Origin of the sequence: Nitrospira sp. (assembly GCA_016715825.1) — a bacterium.
Taxonomy (GTDB): Bacteria; Nitrospirota; Nitrospiria; order Nitrospirales; family Nitrospiraceae; genus Nitrospira_D.
On sequence record JADJXO010000010.1, the window covers coordinates 35,083 to 59,344 of the forward strand.

Below are 24,262 nucleotides of genomic sequence, written 5' to 3' on the forward strand. Positions count from 1 at the left end.
TTATGCCGGGACACATGCTCATCTCAGCAATCGCTGCATGTGTCCCGGCGGTAAATTGTTACTGAGGAGGTTGCTTTAACATGATGACATCTAGCTCCGTCCACCCCACTCTGGCAATCCTCTGGGTCGGAGTGTTGCTCGCTTTTCTTGCCATCGTCTTCGCCTCTACAGGGAGACGTTCCCCGGAAGGGACCAAAGGGTTCGGAGTCCAGACCCTGAAGTGGCTATCCATCGTGGGGTTGCTGGTTTTAGCCACGGGTTTTGTCACGGGTTTGAAGGCGGCGCATCCCTTGATCGACAAGAACTATGCGGCTGTGTTCGTGACAACCTCCGGTTGGTTCCTCGTAGGGAAAGTGGTAATTGTCTGTCTGCTTCTCGCCATTGCGTTGCGCATTCACTTCGTCTCGCTACCAGCGCTCATGATGCCTACGGAATCAGCTGCAGCCGTGAAACGCACACTCCGAATCTGGGTCATCATCGAGGCGGTCTTTACCCTTGCGCTGGTATGGGCAGGACACGTAGTGGCAAACGAGCACCCGCCAAATCACGCAGTCATCTACACCTGGCCATATCCCTTCCGCTTCTCCATCATGAACACATGGGGTATGGCCATGCTGGACGCCGTGATCGGCGTATGGGTTGCGATTACTCTGTTCATCGTAGCAGGAGCCATCGCATTGCGTACTCTCATGAAGGGCGGGCGATCGAGCTGGCGGTTTGGCCTACCGACCGTGCTTGTAATGTTGGGCCTCGCCGTTGGGGCATACGCCCTGTCTATTAAGGCCTATCCAGAAACCTACCGTGATACCCCGGTCCCGTTTAAGTCGGAATCCGTCGCTCACGCCATGACCATCTTCGCCGAAAACTGTGTCCCCTGCCATGGACACCAAGCGAAAGGTGACGGCATTTTGGCCAAAACTTTACCGAAAAAACCGATCGATTTACTTACGGAACCTCACGCGACCATGCATACTCCAGGTGATTTCTTCCACTGGCTCACCAATGGCGTTCCTGGAACGGGCATGCCTGCATGGGGTGAAAAATTTTCAGACAAAGAACGCTGGGATCTCGTCAATCTCATTCATGCCACTAACCGGGGCTATCAATCGCGCATCATGACTACTCGGATCCTGCCCAACCAACCATTTCTTGCACCTCCGGGCTTCTCCTATACCACGCATGACGGAACCACCGGCAGATTGAAAGACTTCCGTGGGGAAAAAGCCGTCCTCCTCGTCCTGTTTTCGTGGCCGGACTCACGTGAGCGACTCGATCAACTCCGGCTGACCTACCCGGCGTTACGAGACCACAAGGCCGAGGTGTTAGCTGTACCACTGACGGAGCTCACCGCGCAGCAGATCGCCGATCTTGGGAAGGACATCCCCTTCCCCTTGATTGAAAAGGAGGCAGCCGAGATCGCCCGCACATATTCGCTGTTTCGCAGGACGATCTCTCATCCCGATCTGATGGGTCCGGCAACGGTACCAAAGCATATGGAGTTCCTATTCGACCGCTTCGGATACTTGCGGGCTCGGTGGATTCCGGAAACCGATGCGGCCGACTGGAACGATATCGAGTTCGTGACGCAACAAGTGGATCAATTGAATCAGGAACAGGAAATCATGCCCCCACCTCCCGACTACCTGCAGGAGTCAGGACATGATATGCACATGATGGGTGGGATGAAGATGTAATCCTCCGACGACGGTGCGCAAAAAATGAAGTCCGTGCATCCGCGTGCGTCATTCTTGGAGAATCGTCATGGGAAGGGTCGAACGAATGTGTTCGCCCCTTCTTTTCTCCTCCTCCCAACTTTTCTGGCCCTTGCCTCCTGTTCAGTCATCGAAACCACCTATTCCGCGATCAAGACAACCTTCTCCGCAATGAAGACGACCTATCGGGTCGCCAAAAAGACGGTTAAAGGCACGATATGGGTGGTCAAAGGAGCCTATCAATTTACGAAGGGGACGACCAAACTCGCGTATCGAATCGGCAAGTTCACCTTTGAGGTCGTTCGTGCTCCTTTGGAGTACCCCTTGATGAGCGACGATATCCAGACTATCGATGGGCTCCCGGTCAAAGAGGCGATTCGTCTCGGGCGAGTCAAAGCCGCACCGTACACGGTCAACGGCCATCATTATGTGCCGATGACACTCGCGAGCGCACGAATCTATAAGGAGGTGGGTCTGGCATCATGGTATGGGGAAGAAACCAGGCGGCAGAAAGGTGGGCATATGACGGCCAACGGCGAGCTGTTCAACCCCAGTGCGCTAACGGCGGCTCATAAATATCTACCGCTTCCGATTCACGTCCAGGTGACGAATCTAGAAAACGGACGGTCGATTATCGTGCGAGTGAATGATCGTGGCCCCTTCCCCAGCCGGCACAACCCAGATTCCGGGAAAAGGATCATCGACTTGAGTCGGGGTGCTGCCGAGCAACTAGGATTTGCCGACCAAGGCGTCGCCAAGGTGCAGATCGAGACGATTCAGCTCGAAGAAGCATAAAGGAGAGGGTACCCCACCCATCGAGCCAGAATCAGAGGACCCACTACTCCCTCCTGGCATCAAGCAGGGAGGACAGGTACGTGATAGATTAGGTTCGACTAATCCGCTAGGCCGGTTGCAGATCCCCGAGTCTCACAGACACAAGCTTGGAAACACCCGGTTCTTCCATCGTGACGCCGAACAGGGAATCCGCAATGCTCATCGTTCGCTTGTTATGAGTGATGACGAGGAACTGGGCATTCTGAGCCAGATCCTTCAGCACCGCCGTAAATCGCCCGATGTTTTCCTCGTCGAGCGGCGCATCGATTTCATCCAATAGACAGAACGGTGTCGGTCTGATGAGAAAACTGGCAAAGAGCAGCGCCATCGCCGTGAGTGTCTTTTCGCCGCCCGATAGCATGGTAATGCTTTTCAGCCGTTTCCCAGGTGGTTGCGCGACGATTTCAATGCCCGGTTCGTCACTGCCGGAGGACTCACCGTTTTCCGACGGAGGTTCCTCGACCAACTGCAACTCCGCACGCCCACCAGGGAAGAACTGACCGAACACTTCGGTAAACTTGCGCTGCAGTTCATCATAGGTCGCCGCGAACATTTCTTTCGTCGTCCGATGAATCCTCTGAATGATCTCCTTGAGCGAGCTGATCGAATTGGATAAATCTTGTTCTTGAGCGGAGAGGAACGTGTGGCGCTCCTCCAGTTCCTGGTGCTCACTGATCGCGGCCAAATTAATCGGCCCCATACGATCAAGCCGATCACGGAGTTTCTGCAACTGCTCTTTCAACTCAGTATCAGATCGTTCAACCATCTCTTGATCGACGGCAGCTTCGGACTCTAGGGCCGGCTCGCTCGCCGCCGAAGACACCTCGATCAACGTCGACGGATCCAGTTGATAGGTTCCTGCCAAGGTGCTTTCGACCGTACCCAACTGCGTACGAATCTCCGCACGCCGGACCTCGACCGTCATGCGCGCATCACGAATCGCGGACATCCCTCGCCGTGCTTCCTCGAGATGGCCTTCCATTGCCCGGCTGTTCGTCATCTGTTGTGCTTGTCGCTCTTGGGCGGCAACCAATTCGCCCTTGACTTGCCCTGCCGCCTCACCGAGTTCTCGACACAGCGTTTCTTGACGAGTCTGCTCATCGTGGCTCTGCTCGATCAGGCCTTTCAGGCTGTCGAGATGTTCCCCCAAAACCCGTCGCCGATCTTCCGTTTCTTGAATCTGAAGCGTCACCCGAGCCCGATTCAGTTGCTCATGCTCGCGCTTCGCGCGCAACCCCTCGGCGGCTAACCTCGCTTCCGTGACACGATCCTGATGCGCCCGCAGATTTTGATCAAGCAGGCCAAGTCCCTCGCGTACCCTCGATAGCAACGTGTCTTGGCCGGTTTTTTCTGCGATCCACTGACTCAATTGGGCTTGGACCGACTGAGATTCTTGTTCCAAGTGCTCACGCTCAGTCCGACCTTCCTGGATCTCGGCCTCCACCGCGTTGAGTCTGTGATCAAGATCGTCCAGTACGTGCTGGAGTTTTTCTTGGTCTTTACGCAACGACAGGTTTTGCATTTCGGCCTCGCGCAACGAATCACCAAGCTGGCGGTCTCGCTCGGTCAACTCTTGAATCTGGGCCTGCACGACATCCCGCTGTTGCTTATTCTGATCAAGTTCTACGACGAGGGTTTGTCGTTTAGTTTCAAGATCGAGCACCTCCCGCCGCCGCTCCAGCAAACCGGGCGTGCCTTCCACGTGCCCACCCGTCACGATACCGGACGCGTCCACCACTTCACCGTCCAGAGTCGCCAGAATTGGACCGTTCGGAGCACTCCAGGCGTGGCGTTCCCACAGCTCGATGGCGTGGTCCAACGAGCGGACGATCACGACTCGATCGAACAGCGAGTCGCGAGCCACCGTTCTGGCAGCATCAGTCTGCACCAGGTCTACCGCTCTCCCCACAACTCCCGGCTCTGACGCAATGGCCGCCCACCACTCATACGCCTGATTCCCTTCCCAGCGTGGCTGCTGCGGGATAAAACTGCCTCGCCCCAACGTCTCCTCCTGGAGAAACCGGACCAGTCGCCGACCCACGGACGGTTCATCGACAAACCACCCCCGGACACGTTCCCCGAGGACCGCTTCGACTGCTCGCTCCATCCCAGAAGGAATCGTCAACCATTCGGCGACGGCCTCCCGCACTCCTTCACACGACTTCAGGGCCGGTCCTTGGGTGGCTCCTTGCCGGCCGTACCCCATCTCCTCCTGGACGACGCTTTGCAACGCCTCGAGGCGTGACTCAAGCCCGGCAAGTTCTTCAGAACGCCGCAAAATAACCTGATCTAACGACTGGACGAGCCCGATCGCTTGCGCCACTTCTTCTTTCACAGCACGTTGGTCCGCTTGCAACGTCGCAACCAGGCGGTCAGCCTGTCCGTACTCTTCGCGCAAGGTATCCCGACGAGCAACCGAGGACTCCCGTTGGCCATGCAGCTCGTCACGCTCCGCAGTCAACCGGGTTGCGCGGTTAGTGAAATCCTCTATCCGCTTCGCAAACTGCGAGATACTCTGCTCGGTGTTGGCGACCAGCACGGCCAGTTGCAACACATCTTTTCGCCCTCGCTCCTCTTCTGCGACTGCCGCAGCACGCTGATCGCGTAATCGCGTCATGTCACGATCCAGCTCCTCGAGTGCCTGGGTTCGAACCGTGACTTCCTCCTCAAGCCCAACCAATGACGACTCAATGGCTTGGAGGGTGCCGACCACTTGTTCCTGCGAGCGGACGAGCTCTTCCAGCTCAGCCGACTCCTGGACTTGCTGTTGGCTGAACAACTGACCCCGATTACGCTCAACCTCCGCCGCCGTCAGAGCCTGCGCCTGCTGTTGTTCGACCCCTGCCAGCTGCTCACGGATCTTCCCAATGGAGTCGGCCGTGGCAATCGATTCGAGACGCGCTTGTTCGAGATCCGTGGCCAAACGGGCCTGTTCAGCCGCTTTCTCAGACTCTTGCTGATCCAGACTCAAAAGCTCACTTTCGACCTCCTGCAACGTTTGTCGCAGTGCCCTAAACTCTCTCGTTAACAAGGTTACTTCCATCTCACGGGCTTCACCTTGCAAGGTCTGATAGGTGCGCGCCTGGCGGGCCTGACGTTCCAAAGAATTAAGCTGCTTCTTGACCTCAGCCACGATGTCTCGAACACGCAGGAGATTTTGCTGCGTCGTTTCGAGTTTGCGCAACGCCTCTGCTTTCTGCTTCTTGTAACGAATAATCCCCGCCGTTTCTTCAATGAGCTCGCGCCGATCTTGTGGCGAGGCGTTCAAGATCTGATCAATCTGCCCCTGGGCAATCACCGTGTGTCCTTTACTTCCAGCACGGGTATCGAGCAGCAGACTGCGGATATCTTTCAGACGGCAGTGAACCTTGTTGATGAGATACTCACTCTCCCCATTGCGATACAAGCGGCGGGTAATCATCAACTCCTGCACTTCGGTCAATTCATTCGGAAGCCCCGAGTTGCCATCCAGCTTCATCGCCGCCTGATCCAACCCACCGATCACCAGCGAGACCTCAGCCATTCCCAACGGCTTACGGACCTCCGTGCCGTTAAAAATGACATCTTCCATCTTTTCACTTCTGAGCGTCTTGGTGCTCTGCTCCCCCAAGACCCATAGGATGGCATCAACGACATTGCTCTTCCCGCTTCCATTGGGTCCCACGACCGCGGTAACTCCTTCCGGGAATTCAATCTTGGCCTCCGCGAACGACTTAAAACCCAACATATTCAGCGATTTCAAGTGCATCCATTCACCTATTCTTGGGCACGTAGAAGATCCTCATGAGGAAATAGAAAATTTCCGGCCCTTGTACCACAGGGGTTTTGAGAAATCAAAACAAAACACAGCCCATAGGGTAGATCCAATAGCACCCCTACAATTCATAGGGTGCTTTGGGGAAAGACGTGGACCTGACGAGGACAAGGGACCATATCCACTACGGTCATGGCCCCGAATTCGAGAGAGTATGACCCGCGCACCGGATCAGCGAGCCATCGTGGGAACGGAGTTCCTGGAAGATTCGATCTGGACCAGTTCCTTCGGGAGAAGAAACTCGACATCCTCCTCAATAACTGTGAGCTCTTCAACCTCAGACGATTCCGACATTTTTAAGAATGCCACCACTTCGGTCACAAGAATTTCCGGTGCCGACGCACCGGCAGCAATCCCGACCGCTTTGGCTCCCTGGAGCCAGGCGGGATCGATGTCCGCGGCTGAATCGATAAGATAGGACGGGATGCCGCACTGTTCCCCTAATTCCCTCAACCGATTGGAGTTAGAGCTGTTCGGCGAGCCGATGACGAGAATGACATCCACACGGCGAGACAGTTCTTTGACTGCATTCTGCCGGTTCTGCGTTGCATAACAGATATCTTCCTGATGGGGCCCCTTGATATTCGGAAACCGTTCATGCAGCGCACCGACGATATCTCGGCATTCATCGACACTCAGCGTCGTTTGTGTGACATACGACAAATTGACCGTGCTCTCGACTTGGAGCTTTTCTACATCGCTGACCGACGACACCAGGTGAAACTTGTCGGGAACTTGGCCCAGCGTCCCGATGACCTCCGGGTGCCCGGCATGCCCGATGAGGATCAGCTCATACCCCTGCGTATAATCGCGGTTCACCTCGTTATGCACTTTGATCACCAGCGGGCAGGTCGCATCGATCACGTGCAAGCGCCGACGATTGGCCTCCTCCCAGACTGACTTAGCCACCCCGTGCGCACTGAAGATAACGACTGACCCTTCCGGGACTTCGTTCAATTCCTCCACAAAAACCGCGCCCTTTTGCCTGAGCGACTTCACGACATGGCGGCTATGGACGATTTCATGGCGCACATAGATCGGGGCGCCATATTTCTTGAGCGACAGCTCCACGATTTCGATCGCCCGATCGACACCGGCACAAAAACCACGGGGATTAGCGAGATAGATCTTCATAGTAGTCGCGGCTCCTTGGCTCAGTGCTAGAACACGATGTATATGTCAGGGGTACCGCTCACGATACGTCAGATCCATAGGGTCCGTCAACAGAATTGCCTGACGGGATGATTATGGTCGTAAGCCGGATTCGGCTTTTGTTCATTCTTTCACCGGGGACGATATCCCCTGGAGCAACTCTCGCCTCGTCTTTTCTAAAGAGACGTTCGGCGGGAATCTTTTGCCTTGATTCTAAAACGCGTTCCATATGCTTGATCCTTACGCGCTTGGCCGGCTCTTCAAGCTTGTTGCAAAATATTCTGAATCCATTTTCCTTATACGGTCTCAAAAGAGAGCAGGACAACAGTAAAAGATTCGGGGCCGACGCCGAGCTACCACGAGATGACCGATTCGCATCCCTGGTTTGGAACATGAGAACGGTCGATGGGCTCACGGCATGAGAACGAAAGGAGTGGTCATGAGTCTGCAGAAGGGCGTTGCCGTTGGAGTGGGAATGTTGACGCTGGTCGGCGTGCTGTCTGCACCGACGTGGCTCTACGCAAGTGAGCAGCCTCGTGCGGAAGAACTGATCCAACAGACCTGCGTGCAATGTCATCGGTTAGAAGGGAAGGCTGGATCGAGATTTAAGCTTCACGCGCCTGACCTCATCTGGGCCGGTAGCAAATATCAACGGTCATGGCTCATTCGATGGCTGACCGGCACGGAAGCCCCACTGTATGCGAAGGGGTATCTGTGGGATATGACGAGCGTCCCGAAGCAACACCCAAAAATGACGGACGCTGAAGCGAACGCGATCGCCGACTACTTTGCCGAGCACAACACAGATCCACGTGTGACGGTGGGTGCATTCGACCTCTCAAAAGTGACGAAGTTCGACGTGGCGTTTGGGGCAGTCGCCTATAAAGCGCATGCCTGCCTCGGCTGCCACACGATCGAGGAGAATGGAAAGCTCATTGGGGGCCCCCAAAGCGCCGCCTTACAGAAGGCCGGGCAACGGTACAACCCGGATTGGCTATACCAATTCGGGCAAAACCCACATGACTTCACCGTCCACAATGGAGAATTTCTGGCCGATGCGACCGATGCGCAACTGCGCGCCGTGATCGGCTATCTGATGGTTCAAGGGGTGCCCGACTTTCAGTATTACGAGCCCTGGACGAGTCCTGAGTTCAGCAAGGCGGACGCGGAGCGAGGGAAAGTGGTTTACAAAGAATATTGTGCGCAGTGCCACGGGTTCACCGGTAAGGGCGACGGCCCTGCGGCCTCGGGCCTGGAGCCCAAGCCCGCCATCCATGCCAACATGCCGTTCGACAAACTCCCGATGGAGTATCTCTATAATGTAATCAATCACGGCGGTGTAGCGATCGGGAAGTCGCCGAACATGCCCTACTGGGGCCTAACAATCGGCCAGCAGGGTGTGGCGGATGTCATCGCCTATTTGAAGGTGACCTTCAAAGGGGTCCCGGATATCGAGGCGGCAACCGAAAGCCTTGCAGGGAGTACCTGTGTACAGCCACGCAAGACAGCTCAAGCTCCTGCAGACTTCCTCACTAAAGCGAATCCGCTGCCGTCGTCATCCGGTTCCATCAACGCCGGAAAAGAGTTGTTCCTGAAGGGTGCGCAACCGGTCGCCTGCGTGATGTGTCACGGCGAGCTGGGCGATGGGAAGGGCGTGATGGGGGCGGCCTTCGTCCCGCCGCCACGGAATTTTACCTGTGGCCCGATGATGAAAGCCTTACCCGATGGGCAGCTGTTTTGGATCATCAAGAACGGGTCGCCGGGGACCGGCATGATGGCCTTTCCCGGGTTGCCGGATGAGCAGGTCTGGCAGCTGATTCGCTATATCAGGAGTTTGGCTCATAACGAGTGAGGAAAGTGTGTGTGTCCATATCAAAAAGGAGGTAAGGCATGAGAGTGCATCGATGTAGTGTAGTGAAGTCATCCATTCTTTGTGCTGTCGCTGCTTGGACAATCTGGAACAGTGGTTCCACGATTGCCTGTGCGCAGACCCCTGGGATGGAAGCGCCGCCTTCAAAGGTGGAGATCACCATCAAGGATCGCCAGCACGGCTATGAGACGGTGGGGATTACAATGCCATCGCAAGATACGATCATTGTGGTGAAAAACGAGGATTCCGTCACTCACGGATTAGCGTCGACGTTGTTCAAAGACATTCCCGTCAAGGTAGAAGGAGGGACGGAGGTACGAGCGAAGAAATTTAAGTCGTTTCATATCGATGCCGGAAAGACCATGACGCTCCGTTTCTCCACAGCACCCACAAACTTTGATCCGCTCACCGGTGGCGCCGAAAGCGTGCACCATGCCCTGTGGTGCGACATCCATCCTGAGGTGAAGGGTGAGATCTTTGTCATTGAAACCCGTGGGGATATCGGAGGTGGGTGAGGGGGGGGGGGGGGTGCGGAGGGGAACGGGGGGGGGGTCGGGCGCGGCGCCCCCCCCCCCCCCGCCGCGTCCCCCCCCGGGGCCGGCCCCGCCCCCCGCCCCCCCTCCCTTGGGCCCCGCTGCCGCCGCGGGGGGGCCCGCCCGCCACCCCCCCGGCCCCTTTGAAGCCCCAGGGTTATTCGAATCGGTTGATGAGAGTGGCGCTCAGGTCACACGACCGGTTCGCGTAACCATCGCACCAGAGGAAACCGAGCAAATCGTGATCGACAGAAATCGGATGTCGAGCGATGTGGTCACCGCCGAGAGCGAGACCATGACCTACCGCTTCTACTGCCCCCTTCATCGGGCAGACGACGAGCTGGGTGGGACAATTACCGTGCGTCACTAACCATCTGGGAACGTTGCCATCCGCTTGACTCGCTCTGTCCTGCCCCGTACCCTCATCGTCGAATGACATCGCATCACGAGCGGGGAGCTCATACCGATTGCCGGCACTACTGATGGCTGAGAGAAGGAGGCGCTTCACATGGCTCAACGACCTTTTCAAACCGGAGCGATCGTCAACTTGAGGAGCGGAGAGAGCAGCAAGGATGTCGTCATCTGCACCGTTCCCGCCAACAAGCGGTTCCACGTGAAGTTTCTTGGTATCAACGGTTTCGGGCAACCGAATCAATCAGTCTTTTACGCAATTCAGGTGACGACGGGCTCGAGACTCGGTATCTATCCAATTGCGCCCTCTGGCGTGGCTGAAATAGCTGAGCCCGAATTTCCAGCAAGATATTTCGGAAGCCAGGAAGTCATGCTCTATGCCGACCCCGGATCAGACCTGCTCGTCACGGTCGCTCGTAAGGACACCACTGGGAATGTGAGGGTGTTCATCGAGCTCTGCGGGATTCTCGCCGACGTTAGAGCCAGGCGCCAAACAGATCACTGATCAGGAGCAGTGAGCCATTCGTCTGTACACGCAAGGGAAATGCCGTCACATGAATGCGCCTCTGAATCCTTCCGCGATCTTAGACACCGCCTTCGGCTTTTGGAGCTCAAAGGCCCTCCTCACGGCCGTCGAACTTGGACTATTCACGACGCTCGGCAACCGTCGTCTTACAGGGGCGGAGTTGGGGAACGAATTGCGATTGCACCCGCGCGCGAATCCTGATTTCTTTGATACCCTCGTGGCAATGAAGTTCCTCGACCGTGAGAACGACGGCCCACAGGCAAGATATTTCAACACACCCGAGGGCGCACTGTTCCTCGATGCCGCGAGCCCACGGTATATCGGCGGCATTCTGGTGATGCTCAACGCACGACTGTTCAAGTTTTGGAACGATCTGCCCGAAGCCTTGCAGACAGGCCTGCCACAGAATGAAGTCAAGCACGGGCAGAAAGGAATGTTTGAAGAGCTCTACTCCGACCTGCCCGGACTTGAACAATTCATGGGCGCCATGACCGGCCTCTCCCGTGTCAACTTCGAGGCATTCGCAGAAACATTCGACTTTTCACAATTCAAAACCCTTTGCGACATCGGCGGCGCGACTGGTCTGCTCAGCATCGAGGTCGCGAAACGACATCCACATCTCACGTGTACGAGTTTTGATCTGCCGGTCGTTGAACCGATTGCGAAGAGACACATCGCTGATGCCGGGCTAGACGGTCGGGTGCGCACCGCATCTGGCGACTTCTTCGAGGACCGGCTTCCAAAGGCGGATCTCATCACGATGGGTATGATCCTGCACGACTGGAATCTTGAGAAGAAGATGCACCTGATTCGTTCAGCCTACGACGCGCTACCCGTCGGCGGAGCGTTGGTGGCCATCGAAGCACTGATTGATGATGCCCGGCGTGAGAACGTACAGGGGTTGCTCATGTCCCTCAACATGCTCATCGAATTCGGCGATGCGTTCGATTATTCAGGCGCAGATTTTCGCCGATGGTGCGGCGAGGTTGGATTCAAGCGGTTCGAGATCATTCATCTTGCAGGCCCGTCGAGCGCGGCAGTGGCCTACAAATAGTCGGTCCGGCAGCAGACGACTCTCACTCTCGCCTTCCGACAGTTACTTGACAACTTTTTCCACCCTCCGTACGCTGAGAGAACCGCATGGGTAACCTGACTCACAAGAAAATTCTGATCGTCGAAGATGAGCGCGATATCCTGCAGCTCGTCAAGCACTACGTTGAAAAAGAAGGGTTTCGAACCATCATCGCAACCACTGGACTCGAAGCCCTGAAGCAAGTCTCTGAAGGGACCCCTGATTTAGTCGTCCTCGATCTCATGTTACCCGAGATGGGCGGGCTGGAAGTCTGCAAGCGTCTCCGTTCCGCTCCGGATACCGCCATGCTCCCGATCATCATGTTGACGGCGAAAGCGGAGGAATCGGACACGATCGTCGGGCTGGAACTGGGCGCAGACGACTACGTCACCAAGCCCTTCAGCCCCAAGACACTGGTCGCTCGTGTGAAAGCCCTCCTGCGTCGGGTCGACCGTACACCAGAGACCGAGCCTGACCTCTATCGGTATGAGACGCTCACCATGAATCTCTCCCGGCATGAGGTCACCGTCGGCAAACAAGAGGTGACGTTAACGGCCAAGGAATTCGGTTTGCTCGAACACTTGCTGCGTCATCGAGGCCGGGTACTTACCCGCGAGGTATTGCTCAATGCCGTTTGGGGTTACGACTACTATGGAACAACCAGGACGGTCGACGTGCATATCCGACGGTTGAAACAGAAGCTACCGCTTCTTGAAGAAGCTATCGTCTCGGTCAAATCACTTGGGTACAAACTGAAAGACGTCGACGAGCCAGGATGACGTGGTCGATCCGCTGGAAGATCATGACCGGAACGCTGGCAGCAGTGGCCTGTGGCCTGCTCATTGCCGGCGTGATGACGATTCAGGCTCTCGAAAGGCAACACCTGGCACAACTGGGCGAGGTACTTGAGGCCAAAACAAAGCTCGTCGAGTACGGGTTCCAGTCCCTCTTTGACACAGATCGGTCATTCCTCCCCTCCACTCACCTCCAGGACACCACACGCGACCTCAGCAGTCGGACTATGGCCCGGGTGACCCTCATTGCCGCCGATGGAACCGTCCTTGCCGACAGTGCGGTACGAGATACGGAACTCTCGACACTCGAGAGCCACACGTCTCGACCTGAAGTCGATCAGGCGTTGTCTCTGGGACAGGGACAGGATATCCGCTCGAGCCATACCACCGGTGAACGGACGATGTATCGGGCCGTCCTCCTGAAGACGACCCAGGACACGTCACCGCTTGTCGTACGGGTGGGGCTGCCGATGGTTGTGCTTGACCGCGAGCTATCAAAGACGCGGGAGCAGATCATTCTCGCGCTGGGAGTAGCATTCCTCGTGGCCCTTACGCTTAGTGTGTGGTTGGCGCGCAGCATTACCAAGCCACTTTCCGATATCGTGTCGGCTGCTCGACAACTGGATACCGGCATCCATGCGCTCCACATCCGGACAACTGCACAGGATGAAGTCGGCCTCTTGGCCTCCACGCTGAATCATGTAGCCGACCAGCTTCAAACCAAAATCGATGAGCTGTCTGAGGATCGAGCTCAACTCTTGGCAGTCCTGACGTCAATGGTTGAAGGCGTCATGGTCTTGGACTATCGAGGCCACGTCCTGCAGGTCAATCCGGCACTGGAGCGGATGTTCGGCATCTCCCGCGTTGAGGCACGCGGTCGACCGTGCACCGACCTATTTCGCCATCAGCAGCTCAATGAACTGGTGGCCGGCATCCTGCACTCGCCAGCCCATCATCAGGATGAAATCATACTGCCTCTGACGGCACGATGCCTCCAGATCGAAGCCTCCCCCGCGGGAGGCAAACGAGAAAACGAAGCATGTGTCGTGTTGGTCTTTCACGATATTACGGACCTTCGTCGGTTGGAGAAGATCCGGAAAGATTTCGTCGCGAACGTCTCGCACGAGCTTCGCACGCCGCTCACGTCCATCAAGGGTTATGTGGAAGCCCTTCTCGATGGAGCTAAAGACGACCCGGTGGCTTCCTCGAATTTTTTGGATATCATTCTCAAACAAAGCGATCGATTGAATCTGATCATCCAAGACTTGCTCGAATTGTCAAAGATCGAGTCAGGTAGCATTTCATTCAAGGAAGAACCAATCGAGCTCATGCCTTTGCTGGAGCGCGCGCTTGCCGTCGTCAAACCGATCGCCGACAAAAATCGTCATCACCTTTCCACGACAATCGATTCAGGGCTCCCGGCAATAGCAGGAGACGAAGGGCGCCTTGTCCAGGTGCTCACCAACCTCCTCGATAACGCAATCAAGTATACCCCGGTGGGCGGGACGATTGCGGTCAGCGCCACGCTGGTTTCTCCTCAAGGAAAGATCGAGCTCCCCATAAATGCGATCGATATCAGCGTGGCTGATACTGGAATCGGCATCCCTGAACAGGACAGGCCACGCGTGTTCGAGCGCTTTTACCGTGTTGACAGAGCACGATCTCGCGAGCTAGGAGGAACCGGATTGGGATTAGCCATCGTGAAACACATCGTTGAAGGACACGGAGGACAGGTCTGGGTGGAGGCGAACCAGCCGCGGGGAAGTCGATTTGTTGTTCGCCTCCCCATCAACCCCGAACGCCATCTCCTGGCTCAATGGGATGGCGAAGGGTTTGTTGGGGGGGGGGGGGGGGTGGGGGGGGGGGGGGTGGGGGGTGGGGGGGGGTTTGGTGGGGGGGTGGGGGTGGGGGTTGAGTAAGACAGAGACTCCTTAGGTTCTACCAGCGGATGAGGCTCGTGGCCCACGTCAGCCCCCCGCCAAAACTGCCGAGCAGCACCAGATCTCCGGGTGAAACGTTTCCACGGCGAACCGCGTCGTCGAGCGCGATCGGCAGAGATGCTGAGGACGTGTTGCCGTATCGTTCGATCACCGATGCCAGATAATCGCGGCCGACTCCCAAGCGACCAGCGATGTGAGACAAGATCCTCCCGTTCGCCTGATGGAGGACCACCTGCCGGATATCCTCAGAACGAACGCCGAATTCCTTCAAGATTTCCTGTACCGCATGTTCGACTCGTCGCACGGCCAAACGGAAGAGCGGCGCCCCACGCATGCGAAGCGCATGCCCTTTTGTTCTGAACGCCTCGGATGTCAGCGGCATCCTTGACCCACCGCCAGGAACGCGGATAAGTCCATGGTGCGCCCCATCAGCATATAACTTGACGCCGAGAATCCCTCGCCACTCAGGGCTGCGATCGTCTTCGCCTCGGACGATAACGGCTCCGGCTCCGTCTCCGAACAGCAGGGTTGTCGCTTTATCCTGATAATCCAGGGATCGGGACTTCACCTCCGACCCAATCACCAAGCAGGTCCGAACCTGGGTGCTCTGAATCATGGCCCGCGCCATGGAAAGGGCGTACAAAAAACCCGAGCAGGAGGCGGATATGTCAAACGCGCCAATCTGTTTACATCCCAAGCCTCGCTGGACCGCGCACGCGGTCGATGGAAACGCCATATCAGGGGACGTTGTGGACACGATAATGACATCGATAGAGGAAGGTGTACACTCCGCAGCCTCCAGCGCTTGACGCCCGGCGGCAATGGCCATGTCGGAAGACGCTTCATGCGCTGCAGCCCACCGACGCGTCCGAATACCAGTGAGGCGTTCAATATCAGCCGGAGGGACCCCGGTCAGCCCGGCAAGCTCATCGTTGGTAACCACACGGGACGGTACATAGCTGCCTGTGCCAATGAGTCGGGGTCGGATCATCCTCTAAGCCATGAGCATGTTTTTCAAAATTGTTCACGCTGCTGTCGCGGCGAGGGGATTATAGGGAGCATCAGCAGACGGGTCAACCGAACTAACCGTGTGATTGATTTTTACCGCTTTCCTTGCTATGTGTATTAGGTATGAATCGATTAGGTTCTCCTCTTGGGGCCCTTTCGTCATCAACGTTGTCACGCCTTCGGCTGGTCGGGTGCCTCACTGTGGGATCCGTCTTCTTGGTCTCTTGTGCCGGTGATATCACTGCCGGCGACGTGCGGAGTGGGCTCAAGAAAGTCATCAGTGGCACAGATGAACAAATTTTCATCGGCGATACCCTCGACAACCACTACCATCCCAATGTCATCATGAAGCGGGGGGAAGCGTATTTTGAGAAGGAAGAATATGCGGAGGCCCTCGTCGAGTACAACCACTTCATGGACCTTCATCGCAATCACGTACTGGCTCCTTATGCGGCATTCAGAATCGGTGAAATTCATGTCATGATGGCAAAGACGATCGACCGAGACCCTGAACCGATGCACAAGGCCATCGCCGCATTCGAACAGATGAGAAGAGATTTCCCCGGTAGCCGCTACGACATGCAAGCTCAGCAAAAACTCGAAGAGTGCCATGATTGGATCGCCCAAATGCACCTCTTCGTAGGACAATTCTACTACCGGCGAGGTTCATATCTTGCCGCCGCACACCGGTTCGGACAGGTCATCAAAACCTATCCCGATAAACCCGCCGCCTCAGATGCCTTGTATCATCAAGCCAAGGCGTACCATGAAATGGGGGCCGACGATTGGGCAAAAGATAATCTCGTCGCCCTCCTGGACAAACATCCACATAGTACGGTCGCCGATGCCGGGAGCACGTTGTTGGAAAAAATCGGTGGGGCTCCCTCTAAAACGTTCCTTGCACAGAAATCGGACCCAGTTTCTCTGTCCGATGCCGCTCCGACGGCTATTCCAAACAGTCCATCACGGATTCCTCACCAATCATCGGTTTTTTCGTCGCCCACTTCGCCAATCGGGACACTTGGTGTTCCCCAAGCGCTCAGCCAGCCACATACCCCTCCTACGGAGACGACGTTCGGAAACGCCTTCACAGCCTGTCGGCTTGGCGCCTGGTGCTAATCAAGCATTCACAAGGCTCGCTACTGCCCTAAATACCAACCGATCCCATAGCGTTCCAAGAAACTCGTCACCATGGTGAGCGAATTCGCGTAGATCATCACCCCGACGAGAATCAGCATGACTCCGCTCACCATTGACACTCCCCACAAATAGGCGCGCACTTCTTTGAAATAGGCGAGAAATCGATCCACCCCCAACGCCGTAAGGAATAGCGGCAAGCCCAAGCCGAGCGAGTAAAAGGTCAACAGCACGACGCCGTTGAGCAGTGAATCAGTGGTACTTGCGTAGAGGAGAATGGATCCCAGCACCGGTCCGACACAGGGTGTCCATCCCGCGGCAAAGGCCACTCCGATCAGGAACGACCCCAGGTATCCAGCCGGTCTGTTACGAAACTGATACCGATGCTCCATCTTCAGGAACTTGAGATTCAGAATCCCAAGCAGATACAGACCGAACACGATGATCAAGCCCCCCCCTATTCGGCGGATGAGGTCCTGATGGGTGATCAAGATCTGGCCCAGAAAGCTCGCCGATGCCCCAAAGGCAATGAAAACCGAGGAAAACCCTGCAATGAACAGGAGGGAGTTCACGACGATCGCCTTCCTGAATTTCATGCGCTCGGACGCGTCGGTGAGCTGCTCGACCGAGAGCCCCGTGATGTACGAGATATAACTTGGCACCAACGGCAGCACACATGGAGAAACGAACGAGAGCAGCCCTGCAGAAAATGCGGCGATCAGAGAGATCTGTGGGATTGATTGTGTCATCGCTATGATTTCATCAGCTCCTGTATCAATTCACGGGCTTCAGGTGACGCCCAATCGCGAGCGCCAAAGATTTTCTGCCGCACAACCCCTTGGCGGTCAAGCATGAAGGTGATCGGCAATGTGCGAGCTCCATACACCAACCCAGTGCGGTACTCCGAGTCATGGAGAATGGGAAAGGTCAATCCCATTCGCTGTTGAAATGGGCCTGTCACAGCCGGCCCCTGTGCGTCGGTTGACACCGCAAGAATTTCAAATTCCGGTCGTGGAAACGCTTGATACAGCTGTTCCATGGCTGGCATCTCGACGCGACATGGCCCACACCAGGTCGCCCAGAAATTCAGGAGAACGACTTTGCCTCTGAATTGTGACAGGCTCCTCACCTGTCCGGTCAGATCGCGCAGGGTAAAGTTGGGCGCTTGGTCACCGACTTGAACCACACCCCGTTCAAGAGCTGATCGTTTCCCAGACCGGACTGGCTCCGCTCCGGAGAAAGACCCCAGAAGGATCCCACCAGTAACCACAAGGGCGAAGAACGGTGCAGCGAGAGGATGTCCCATAATTGCTTTAAATAATACGTGCTCAGACGCGGCAGAGTTACGATCTTACGGATCGTGACGGATGCTCGAATGTGACAGCATGCCCGGCATCCCAGTAATTTCTGATAATCTTATCCATGTTACAAGTCTCCGAAAACCTGCGTCAAGCTAACAACTTGTGACACTTTTTCAAACGCCTATCGCCGAAGTGATAGACAAACTCGATTGATGTCTCTAGAATTAGCCGGGCTTGTGCGTGGCTCGTCATTCAGCACCACATCCTCACATTTTCATAAGTAACGACAGACAGAATCGCGGCTGCTTTTCATAACCTAAACCCACGAGGGCATATGAGAGACAATTATCTGTTCACGTCGGAATCGGTCACTGAAGGCCATCCGGACAAGATCGCGGACCAAATTTCTGATGGCATCTTGGACGCCATCATTGCTCAGGACAAATATTCCCGTGTTGCCTGCGAAACCATCCTGACCACCGGTATCGCGCTGGTTGCGGGTGAAATTTCCACAAAGGCGTATGTTGAGATCCCTGATATTATCCGCGAAGTCATTAAGGATGTCGGATATTGTGATGCTTCGTGGGGATTCGACTATCATACCTGCTCAGTTCTGACTGCCATTCACCAACAATCCGGCGATATCGCGATGGGCGTGGATTCCGGGGGAGCCGGTGATCAGGGCTTGATGTTCGGATATGCCACGAATGAAACTGACGAGCTCATGCCGATGCCGATCGTGTTGGCTCACCGGCTGACGAAGCGTTTGGCAGAGGTACGGAAGAAGAACATTCTCAAGTGGGTACGCCCGGACGGCAAATCCCAGGTGACCGTCGAGTACAAGAACGGCAAACCTGTGCGGATCGATACGATTGTCGTTTCCACACAACACAGTCCCGATGTCACCAATAAGCAACTCGAACGCGACCTCATGGAAAAGGTGATCAAGCCCGTGATGCCGAAGGGGCTCTATGACCCAACCAGCGTGAAGCATCATATCAATCCAACCGGCCGCTTCGTGGTGGGTGGCCCGATGGGTGATACCGGCCTCACCGGCCGGAAAATCATCGTCGACACCTACGGCGGACATGGCAGTCATGGCGGGGGAGCGTTCTCCGGCAAGGACCCCACGAAGGTGGACCGCTCTGCGTCCTACATGGCTCGGTATATCGCGAAAAATCTCGTCGCTGCCCGATTGACCGACAAGTGCGAGGTACAGCTGGCCTACGCCATCGGAGTAGCCGATCCGGTATCAGTGCTGGTTGATACGAAGAATACCGAAAAGGTGTCGGTCGATCTGCTCGACAAACTCGTGCGTAAGCATTTTCCCCTGACCCCTCGGGGCATTATCGATCATCTCAAGCTCCGGCGACCGATCTTCCGAAAGACTGCCGCGTACGGGCATTTTGGACGGAGCGAACCAGAGTTTACATGGGAAAAAACCGACAAAGCCAAAGCGCTGCGTAAAGACGCTGGGCTATAACCGGATCGTTCCCAAGCGCATCGGCAAGGGGGACGGGTGCTCTACCCGCCCCCCTTTTCATGATGGCGATTCGCACTCACCAAGAAGGAGGATTTTTGTGGATTACGATGTCAGAGATATCAAGCTCGCGGACCAAGGTAAATTAAAGATCGAATGGGCTGAAGCCACCATGCCCGTGTTGCGGTTGATTCGTAAACGATTCAAGCGCGAGCAACCATTGAAGGGTGTGCGAGTCACAGCCTGCCTACACGTGACCACAGAAACCGCCAATCTTGCGATTACACTCAAGGCCGGCGGAGCGGACGTGCGTCTGTGCGCGTCGAATCCACTCAGCACTCAAGACGATGTGGCCGCTGCCCTGGTTCAACACGAAGGTGTTCCGACGTTTGCCATCAAAGGTGAAGACAATCCCACCTACTATCGGCATATCGAATCGGCCATCGCCCATCGTCCGCACGTCACCATGGATGACGGCGCCGACGTGGTGTCACACCTCCATTCCAAGCGGAAGGAGCTGCTAAAAAACGTGATCGGCGGTACGGAGGAAACGACCACCGGCGTGATCCGGTTGCGCAGCATGGCGGAGAAGAAGGTCCTCAAGTTCCCAGTCATCTCCGTCAACGACGCCGACACAAAGCATATGTTCGATAACCGGTACGGCACCGGACAATCCACTATGGACGGCATTGTGCGCGCGACAAACCGGTTGGTCTGCGGCTCCGTCGTCGTCGTCGTGGGCTATGGCTGGTGCGGACGCGGTATCGCGATGCGTGCCAAGGGTATGGGAGCAGATGTCATCGTGACCGAAGTGGATCCGTTGAAAGGTCTCGAAGCCCTCATGGACGGGTTCCGCGTCATGCCCATGGAACTGGCCGCCCCGGTCGGCGATTTCTTTGTGACCGTGACCGGTAACATTCACGTGATCCGCGGCGAACATTTCGCCGCCATGAAAGACGGCGCCATCGTGTGCAACAGCGGGCACTTCAACGTGGAGTTGGATATCCCGGCCCTGGAGAAGATGGCCAGCAAACGACGGGTGGTGCGTACCGGCGTCGAACAGTTTACGCTCAAGAAAAGCGGCCACCGGGTCAGCTTGCTCGGCGAAGGTCGACTGGTCAACCTCGCCACCGCAGAAGGGCACCCCTCCAGCGTCATGGATATGAGTTTTGCCAACCAAGCACTGGGCGCAGAATATCTCGTGAAGAACTACAAGATGTTGGAGAAGAAGGTCTATCCGGTGCCGGCAGTGATCGACAAGGAAATTGCTCGCCTGAAGCTGGCAGGGATGGGCGTGGCGATCGATACGCTGACGAAGGAACAGAAGAAGTATCTCGCATCCTGGGAAATGGGGACATAGGGAGCAAGGCGCGGTGCGGGTACTCTCAGTGCTCGCTCACCGCGCATGCAAGATCGATCATACTATAAATAACGGGCGATGCTCGGTGAATGCGCGCAGTTGAGAGCACCCGCATCACACCTGCAAGGGAAAAGAAATAGAAAAGGCCGCCTCAATTGAGGCGGCCTTTTTGTTTTGATCCTGCTTCCGCTTCCCCGTTAGGCAACGGCATGGCAGACCCGGAATCGAGCTTGTCGCGACAGACATCGATTGCAATCTCTTCCAGGAGTGGTAGAGTGAGGCCAGGAGGCCTCTGTGGATTCAGGCACGTCTCAGCCGCTGTCGCTCTCAACCTTTGGAATATCTCCTGAACGTGGATTCCTGCCGTCTGATCCATGTGAATCTCTTCCCGACAGTCCGTCGCTGAATCATTTGGGTCAGAAGCTACCGAAGCTGTTGAGTGCGCGGCGGGTTCGACGGTTTATCGACGAACAACCGTCGTTGCTCCCATCAGTTCCATCTGGTTGGCGTGACGACGAGTGCAGAGCTGCGATGCGAATTCTTTCCTTTGCCGGTCACGCGTATGTGTGGGAAACACCCGGTCATCCCGCCACCAAGCTCCCCTCCCAAGTCGCACAGCCCTGGTATGAAATCGCGCAGAAGCTCGGTCGTCCGCCCGTCCTGTCCTATGCCTCCTACGCCCTGGACAACTGGCGTCGGCTTGATGGGACCAAGCCAATTCAGCTCGACAACATCGTGCTGCTGCAGAATTTTCTCGGCGGGCTGGATGAAGAGTGGTTCGTCGTCGTCCACATCCAGATCGAACAGCAGGCGGGGCCTGGCCTAGAGGGTCTAGTGCGGGCGATCAATGGAGCATCGGAAGGAAAGGATGATGAGGTGCTGTTGGGTCTGCAAGCCTTGGCGTCCGCGCAAACCGCCATGCGGGACACGCTGCTCCGCATGAAAGAGCGCTGCGACCCCTATGTGTACTACACCCGCGTGAGACCCTACATCCATGGCTGGAAGAATAGTCCGTCCCTGCCCGATGGGCTCATCTATGACAAAGTGGAAGCCTATGCTCAACGGCCACAACTGTTTCGTGGTGAAACCGGCGCACAGAGCACAATCGTGCCTTGCCTAGACGCCGGACTGGGCATCCACCATGAGCCCGATCTGTTGACGGTGTATCTGCAAGAGATGCGCGAGTACATGCCTCCCCGCCACCGTGCCTTTCTTCAGGCCCTTGAAAGCCAGACCGATGATCAGGGACGTGCCCGGCTGTCTGGCTGTATCCATGATCGAAGGCAGAGTCACCCCAAACTGTGGTCTGCCTACTCTGCGTGTGTTGATCTGCTGGCCCAGTTCCGGGAAATCCATATCGGCTACGCTGACAGCTACATCCATCGCCAACATCAAACCAGTGCGACCAATCCCACGGCTGTCGGTACCGGCGGCACACCGTTCATGACCTATCTGCAAAAACATTTAGACGAAACGAAACAGACCATCGCAGGCTAAGCCAAAGCTCAGTGCAGCCTCATTTGAGACACCGAGGTTACCCAGCGACCGACAACTATCCTTTCACTATTCATCTGAATTCGGTCTCTCCTCAGCATCATGCCATCTAAGGATGCAAATCAATTACTGCTCGCCACCGCCCCCGGAAGTCTTCAAGCTGCGCATCAAAATGAATACCCAGCGAATCCGTTGCATCATGAAGCATATCGCAAGCCAAGATGAGGCCAAATTTTAGGCAAACATATGCTCTCATCATTGACTGGTCAGAAAATCCAATCCCTTGCCCTTCCGGCTGTGGAGGCATATACATAAAAAGATCTCCCAAATGGGCTGCTTCACATGCAAGACGGTAGACTTGCCGATAGTGATCCGACCGATTCCCCTCATCAGCAATTTGTTCGAGGGAGCTACGGTGAAAATCTTTCCATTCAGTCCTTATCCCTTCAAGCACCTGACTTTGTAGACTGCCCCACTGGGCTGCGAGTTCTTGCTCTTCAAGAAGTCCGTAGTAAACAACCTTTGATCGATAACCATCCGCCAAGATGAGCTTTGCCCTGGTGTCTCCCTGATCCTTACCCACCCATCCAGAATAGATAAAACTTTCCGCCATGGTTTTAAGATGGTGTGAGCACTCAGATCTCTTCTCCCTTGCATCGACAATAAGGCGATCAAAAGAGTCTAGGGTCTTCAGATAGAGCGCCACTAGAACTCGGTTACGAAGGGTATGGCTAAGGTGCCTGACTTGCTGATCTAGTTGCCGCTGGATTTGCGTTCGGAGCGCAAGTACATCATCTGCAAGAGCTAGAAATCGACGCAACTTCTCCTCTGCAATAGCGATACGCTGCTCTTCATTGGCAGGCATTTGCATTTCACCTATGGCTTATGGCTAAGGTCGACGCGATCGAGGCTTCGTATTGAGCTAGAGCGAAGGAGCCAAAATAATGATGGATTTGATTTCTATCAAGGATGGTGAGGATCCAGCCAAGAGTGTGAATGGAGACATAAGCTGATTTTTCGGGAAATATTGTTTAGGGTCAGACATTCGGTCCTCAGCGTTACAAGTTCTCGCTTGGAACGATCCGTTTCAATTCTTCCACCAGCAAAGGCAATTCATGGGCCACGGAATCCCAGACGATGTCTTCGTCCACATCCATGTAATCGTGCACGATCTTGTTCCTCATACCCGCGATGGCGTCCCACGGAATCTCTGGGTACCTCTCACGGAATGGGGGAGAGACACGGCGGGCTGCTTCTCCTATTACTTGGATCAGATGTGTGAGAGCTAAGCGGAGGACGGTATCACGATCGTAATCTTGGCGAGTTTTCTCGTGAACTAGCGAGAGTGTTTCCTGGGCTTTGTCCAGCATGTGGCCGACATAGACCAGGTCATCCTTCGGCATACTGGACCTCGGCAGCGGCCAGCACCCGATCTTTAATTCGACGGTTCAGAAATTTTTCCGTGATCAGGTCTACCTTCCGTCCACTCAAGAGGCGAGACAACTCCTGCTCCATCCGGAAGAGGGCAATGAAGCCTGGTCCATGATCGGACTCAAACTCGACAAGCACATCCACATCACTATCCGATCGAAAATCATCCCGGAGCACGGACCCGAAGAGGGATAACTTGCGAATATGATATTGTCGGCAGAACGCTTCAAGCCCTTCTTTGGAGATGCTAATATGTGCTTTCCCACTCATCGAATACCCATCGGATACTATGGGGACCACGTCTCTGGGTGAAGCGATTCCCTTAAATGTTCTAGGGACATTGCCATGCCCCCCTGTAACGCAGATTATCCTCTGCGTGCCAACCAGGGTCAA

Annotated in this window: 21 protein-coding genes; 12 read left to right on the forward strand and 9 right to left on the reverse strand. The window is 55.6% G+C overall.

Annotation, left to right across the window (positions count from 1 at the left end; genetic code table 11):
- The first annotated feature begins 80 nt into the window (after nucleotides 1–80).
- Both IPM58_15735 and IPM58_15740 read left to right on the forward strand, forming a co-directional pair.
- Nucleotides 81–1,694, forward strand: coding sequence for a c-type cytochrome (locus IPM58_15735; protein MBK9308489.1), 1,614 nt, complete (start codon nucleotides 81–83; stop codon nucleotides 1,692–1,694).
- A gap of 189 nt (nucleotides 1,695–1,883) precedes the next feature.
- A complete protein-coding gene (locus IPM58_15740) occupies nucleotides 1,884–2,507 on the forward strand; it encodes a septal ring lytic transglycosylase RlpA family protein (GenBank protein ID MBK9308490.1) in 624 nt (207 codons plus the stop codon).
- Nucleotides 2,508–2,613: 106 nt separating this feature from the next.
- Here IPM58_15740 and smc read toward each other — a convergent pair whose 3' ends face one another.
- Nucleotides 2,614–6,294, reverse strand: a complete 3,681-nt coding sequence (smc, locus tag IPM58_15745) for a chromosome segregation protein SMC (GenBank protein ID MBK9308491.1) — start codon at nucleotides 6,292–6,294, stop codon at nucleotides 2,614–2,616.
- Between the two features lie 237 nt (nucleotides 6,295–6,531).
- Nucleotides 6,532–7,494 (reverse strand): 4-hydroxy-3-methylbut-2-enyl diphosphate reductase, encoded by a 963-nt coding sequence (gene ispH, locus IPM58_15750; protein MBK9308492.1) that lies wholly within the window; start codon nucleotides 7,492–7,494, stop codon nucleotides 6,532–6,534.
- Between the two features lie 457 nt (nucleotides 7,495–7,951).
- On the opposite strand from ispH, the gene IPM58_15755 reads away from it, so the two are divergent.
- Together IPM58_15755 and IPM58_15760 are read left to right on the forward strand one after the other, a co-directional pair.
- On the forward strand, nucleotides 7,952–9,364 hold the full coding sequence (locus tag IPM58_15755) for a c-type cytochrome (protein ID MBK9308493.1): 1,413 nt from the start codon (nucleotides 7,952–7,954) through the stop codon (nucleotides 9,362–9,364).
- Between the two features lie 38 nt (nucleotides 9,365–9,402).
- On the forward strand, nucleotides 9,403–9,897 hold the full coding sequence (locus IPM58_15760) for a hypothetical protein (GenBank protein MBK9308494.1): 495 nt from the start codon (nucleotides 9,403–9,405) through the stop codon (nucleotides 9,895–9,897).
- A gap of 175 nt (nucleotides 9,898–10,072) precedes the next feature.
- Here the strand turns inward: IPM58_15760 and IPM58_15765 are convergent, their stop codons facing one another.
- On the reverse strand, nucleotides 10,073–10,423 hold the full coding sequence (locus IPM58_15765; protein ID MBK9308495.1) for a hypothetical protein: 351 nt from the start codon (nucleotides 10,421–10,423) through the stop codon (nucleotides 10,073–10,075).
- Here IPM58_15765 and IPM58_15770 point away from each other — a divergent pair, their 5' ends adjacent.
- The 4 genes from IPM58_15770 to IPM58_15785 all read left to right on the forward strand — a co-directional run bounded on the left by IPM58_15770 (nucleotide 10,424) and on the right by IPM58_15785 (nucleotide 14,637).
- Complete coding sequence (locus tag IPM58_15770) at nucleotides 10,424–10,831, forward strand: hypothetical protein (GenBank protein MBK9308496.1); 408 nt, start codon at nucleotides 10,424–10,426, stop codon at nucleotides 10,829–10,831.
- 49 nt (nucleotides 10,832–10,880) lie between these two features.
- On the forward strand, nucleotides 10,881–11,906 hold the full coding sequence (locus tag IPM58_15775) for a methyltransferase (protein MBK9308497.1): 1,026 nt from the start codon (nucleotides 10,881–10,883) through the stop codon (nucleotides 11,904–11,906).
- A 95-nt stretch (nucleotides 11,907–12,001) separates the two neighbouring features.
- Nucleotides 12,002–12,703, forward strand: coding sequence for a response regulator transcription factor (locus IPM58_15780; protein ID MBK9308498.1), 702 nt, complete (start codon nucleotides 12,002–12,004; stop codon nucleotides 12,701–12,703).
- Nucleotides 12,700–14,637: a PAS domain-containing protein gene (locus tag IPM58_15785; GenBank protein ID MBK9308499.1), complete on the forward strand. Its 1,938-nt coding sequence runs from the start codon at nucleotides 12,700–12,702 to the stop codon at nucleotides 14,635–14,637. Before IPM58_15780 ends, IPM58_15785 begins: the two co-directional genes overlap by 4 nt.
- Before the next feature lie 19 nt (nucleotides 14,638–14,656).
- Here the strand turns inward: IPM58_15785 and IPM58_15790 are convergent, their stop codons facing one another.
- Nucleotides 14,657–15,649 carry a ketoacyl-ACP synthase III gene (locus tag IPM58_15790; protein ID MBK9308500.1) on the reverse strand — a complete coding sequence of 331 codons (993 nt, stop codon included), beginning with the start codon at nucleotides 15,647–15,649 and terminating at the stop codon, nucleotides 14,657–14,659.
- A gap of 140 nt (nucleotides 15,650–15,789) precedes the next feature.
- Here IPM58_15790 and bamD point away from each other — a divergent pair, with 140 nt between their 5' ends.
- Nucleotides 15,790–16,785, forward strand: coding sequence for an outer membrane protein assembly factor BamD (gene bamD / locus IPM58_15795; protein ID MBK9308501.1), 996 nt, complete (start codon nucleotides 15,790–15,792; stop codon nucleotides 16,783–16,785).
- Nucleotides 16,786–16,805: 20 nt separating this feature from the next.
- Here the strand turns inward: bamD and IPM58_15800 are convergent, their stop codons facing one another.
- Both IPM58_15800 and IPM58_15805 read right to left on the reverse strand, forming a co-directional pair.
- Entirely contained in the window at nucleotides 16,806–17,552 is a 747-nt protein-coding gene (locus IPM58_15800) for a sulfite exporter TauE/SafE family protein (protein MBK9308502.1), read from the reverse strand.
- A 2-nt stretch (nucleotides 17,553–17,554) separates the two neighbouring features.
- The gene (locus IPM58_15805) at nucleotides 17,555–18,109 is read right to left on the reverse strand and encodes a TlpA family protein disulfide reductase (GenBank protein ID MBK9308503.1); all 555 of its coding nucleotides are present in this window, start codon (nucleotides 18,107–18,109) and stop codon (nucleotides 17,555–17,557) included.
- A gap of 329 nt (nucleotides 18,110–18,438) precedes the next feature.
- Here IPM58_15805 and IPM58_15810 point away from each other — a divergent pair, with 329 nt between their 5' ends.
- The 3 genes from IPM58_15810 to IPM58_15820 all read left to right on the forward strand — a co-directional run bounded on the left by IPM58_15810 (nucleotide 18,439) and on the right by IPM58_15820 (nucleotide 22,441).
- Nucleotides 18,439–19,587, forward strand: a complete 1,149-nt coding sequence (locus IPM58_15810; protein MBK9308504.1) for a methionine adenosyltransferase — start codon at nucleotides 18,439–18,441, stop codon at nucleotides 19,585–19,587.
- Between the two features lie 97 nt (nucleotides 19,588–19,684).
- The gene (locus IPM58_15815; protein ID MBK9308505.1) at nucleotides 19,685–20,944 is read left to right on the forward strand and encodes an adenosylhomocysteinase; all 1,260 of its coding nucleotides are present in this window, start codon (nucleotides 19,685–19,687) and stop codon (nucleotides 20,942–20,944) included.
- A 294-nt stretch (nucleotides 20,945–21,238) separates the two neighbouring features.
- Nucleotides 21,239–22,441 (forward strand): hypothetical protein, encoded by a 1,203-nt coding sequence (locus IPM58_15820; protein MBK9308506.1) that lies wholly within the window; start codon nucleotides 21,239–21,241, stop codon nucleotides 22,439–22,441.
- A 106-nt stretch (nucleotides 22,442–22,547) separates the two neighbouring features.
- Here IPM58_15820 and IPM58_15825 read toward each other — a convergent pair whose 3' ends face one another.
- The 3 genes from IPM58_15825 to IPM58_15835 all read right to left on the reverse strand — a co-directional run bounded on the left by IPM58_15825 (nucleotide 22,548) and on the right by IPM58_15835 (nucleotide 24,139).
- On the reverse strand, nucleotides 22,548–23,303 hold the full coding sequence (locus IPM58_15825; protein ID MBK9308507.1) for a hypothetical protein: 756 nt from the start codon (nucleotides 23,301–23,303) through the stop codon (nucleotides 22,548–22,550).
- A gap of 193 nt (nucleotides 23,304–23,496) precedes the next feature.
- The gene (locus tag IPM58_15830; protein ID MBK9308508.1) at nucleotides 23,497–23,841 is read right to left on the reverse strand and encodes a DUF86 domain-containing protein; all 345 of its coding nucleotides are present in this window, start codon (nucleotides 23,839–23,841) and stop codon (nucleotides 23,497–23,499) included.
- Nucleotides 23,828–24,139 (reverse strand): nucleotidyltransferase family protein, encoded by a 312-nt coding sequence (locus IPM58_15835; protein MBK9308509.1) that lies wholly within the window; start codon nucleotides 24,137–24,139, stop codon nucleotides 23,828–23,830. The genes IPM58_15830 and IPM58_15835 overlap by 14 nt, the downstream gene beginning before the upstream one ends.
- Between the last annotated feature and the right edge of the window lie 123 nt (nucleotides 24,140–24,262).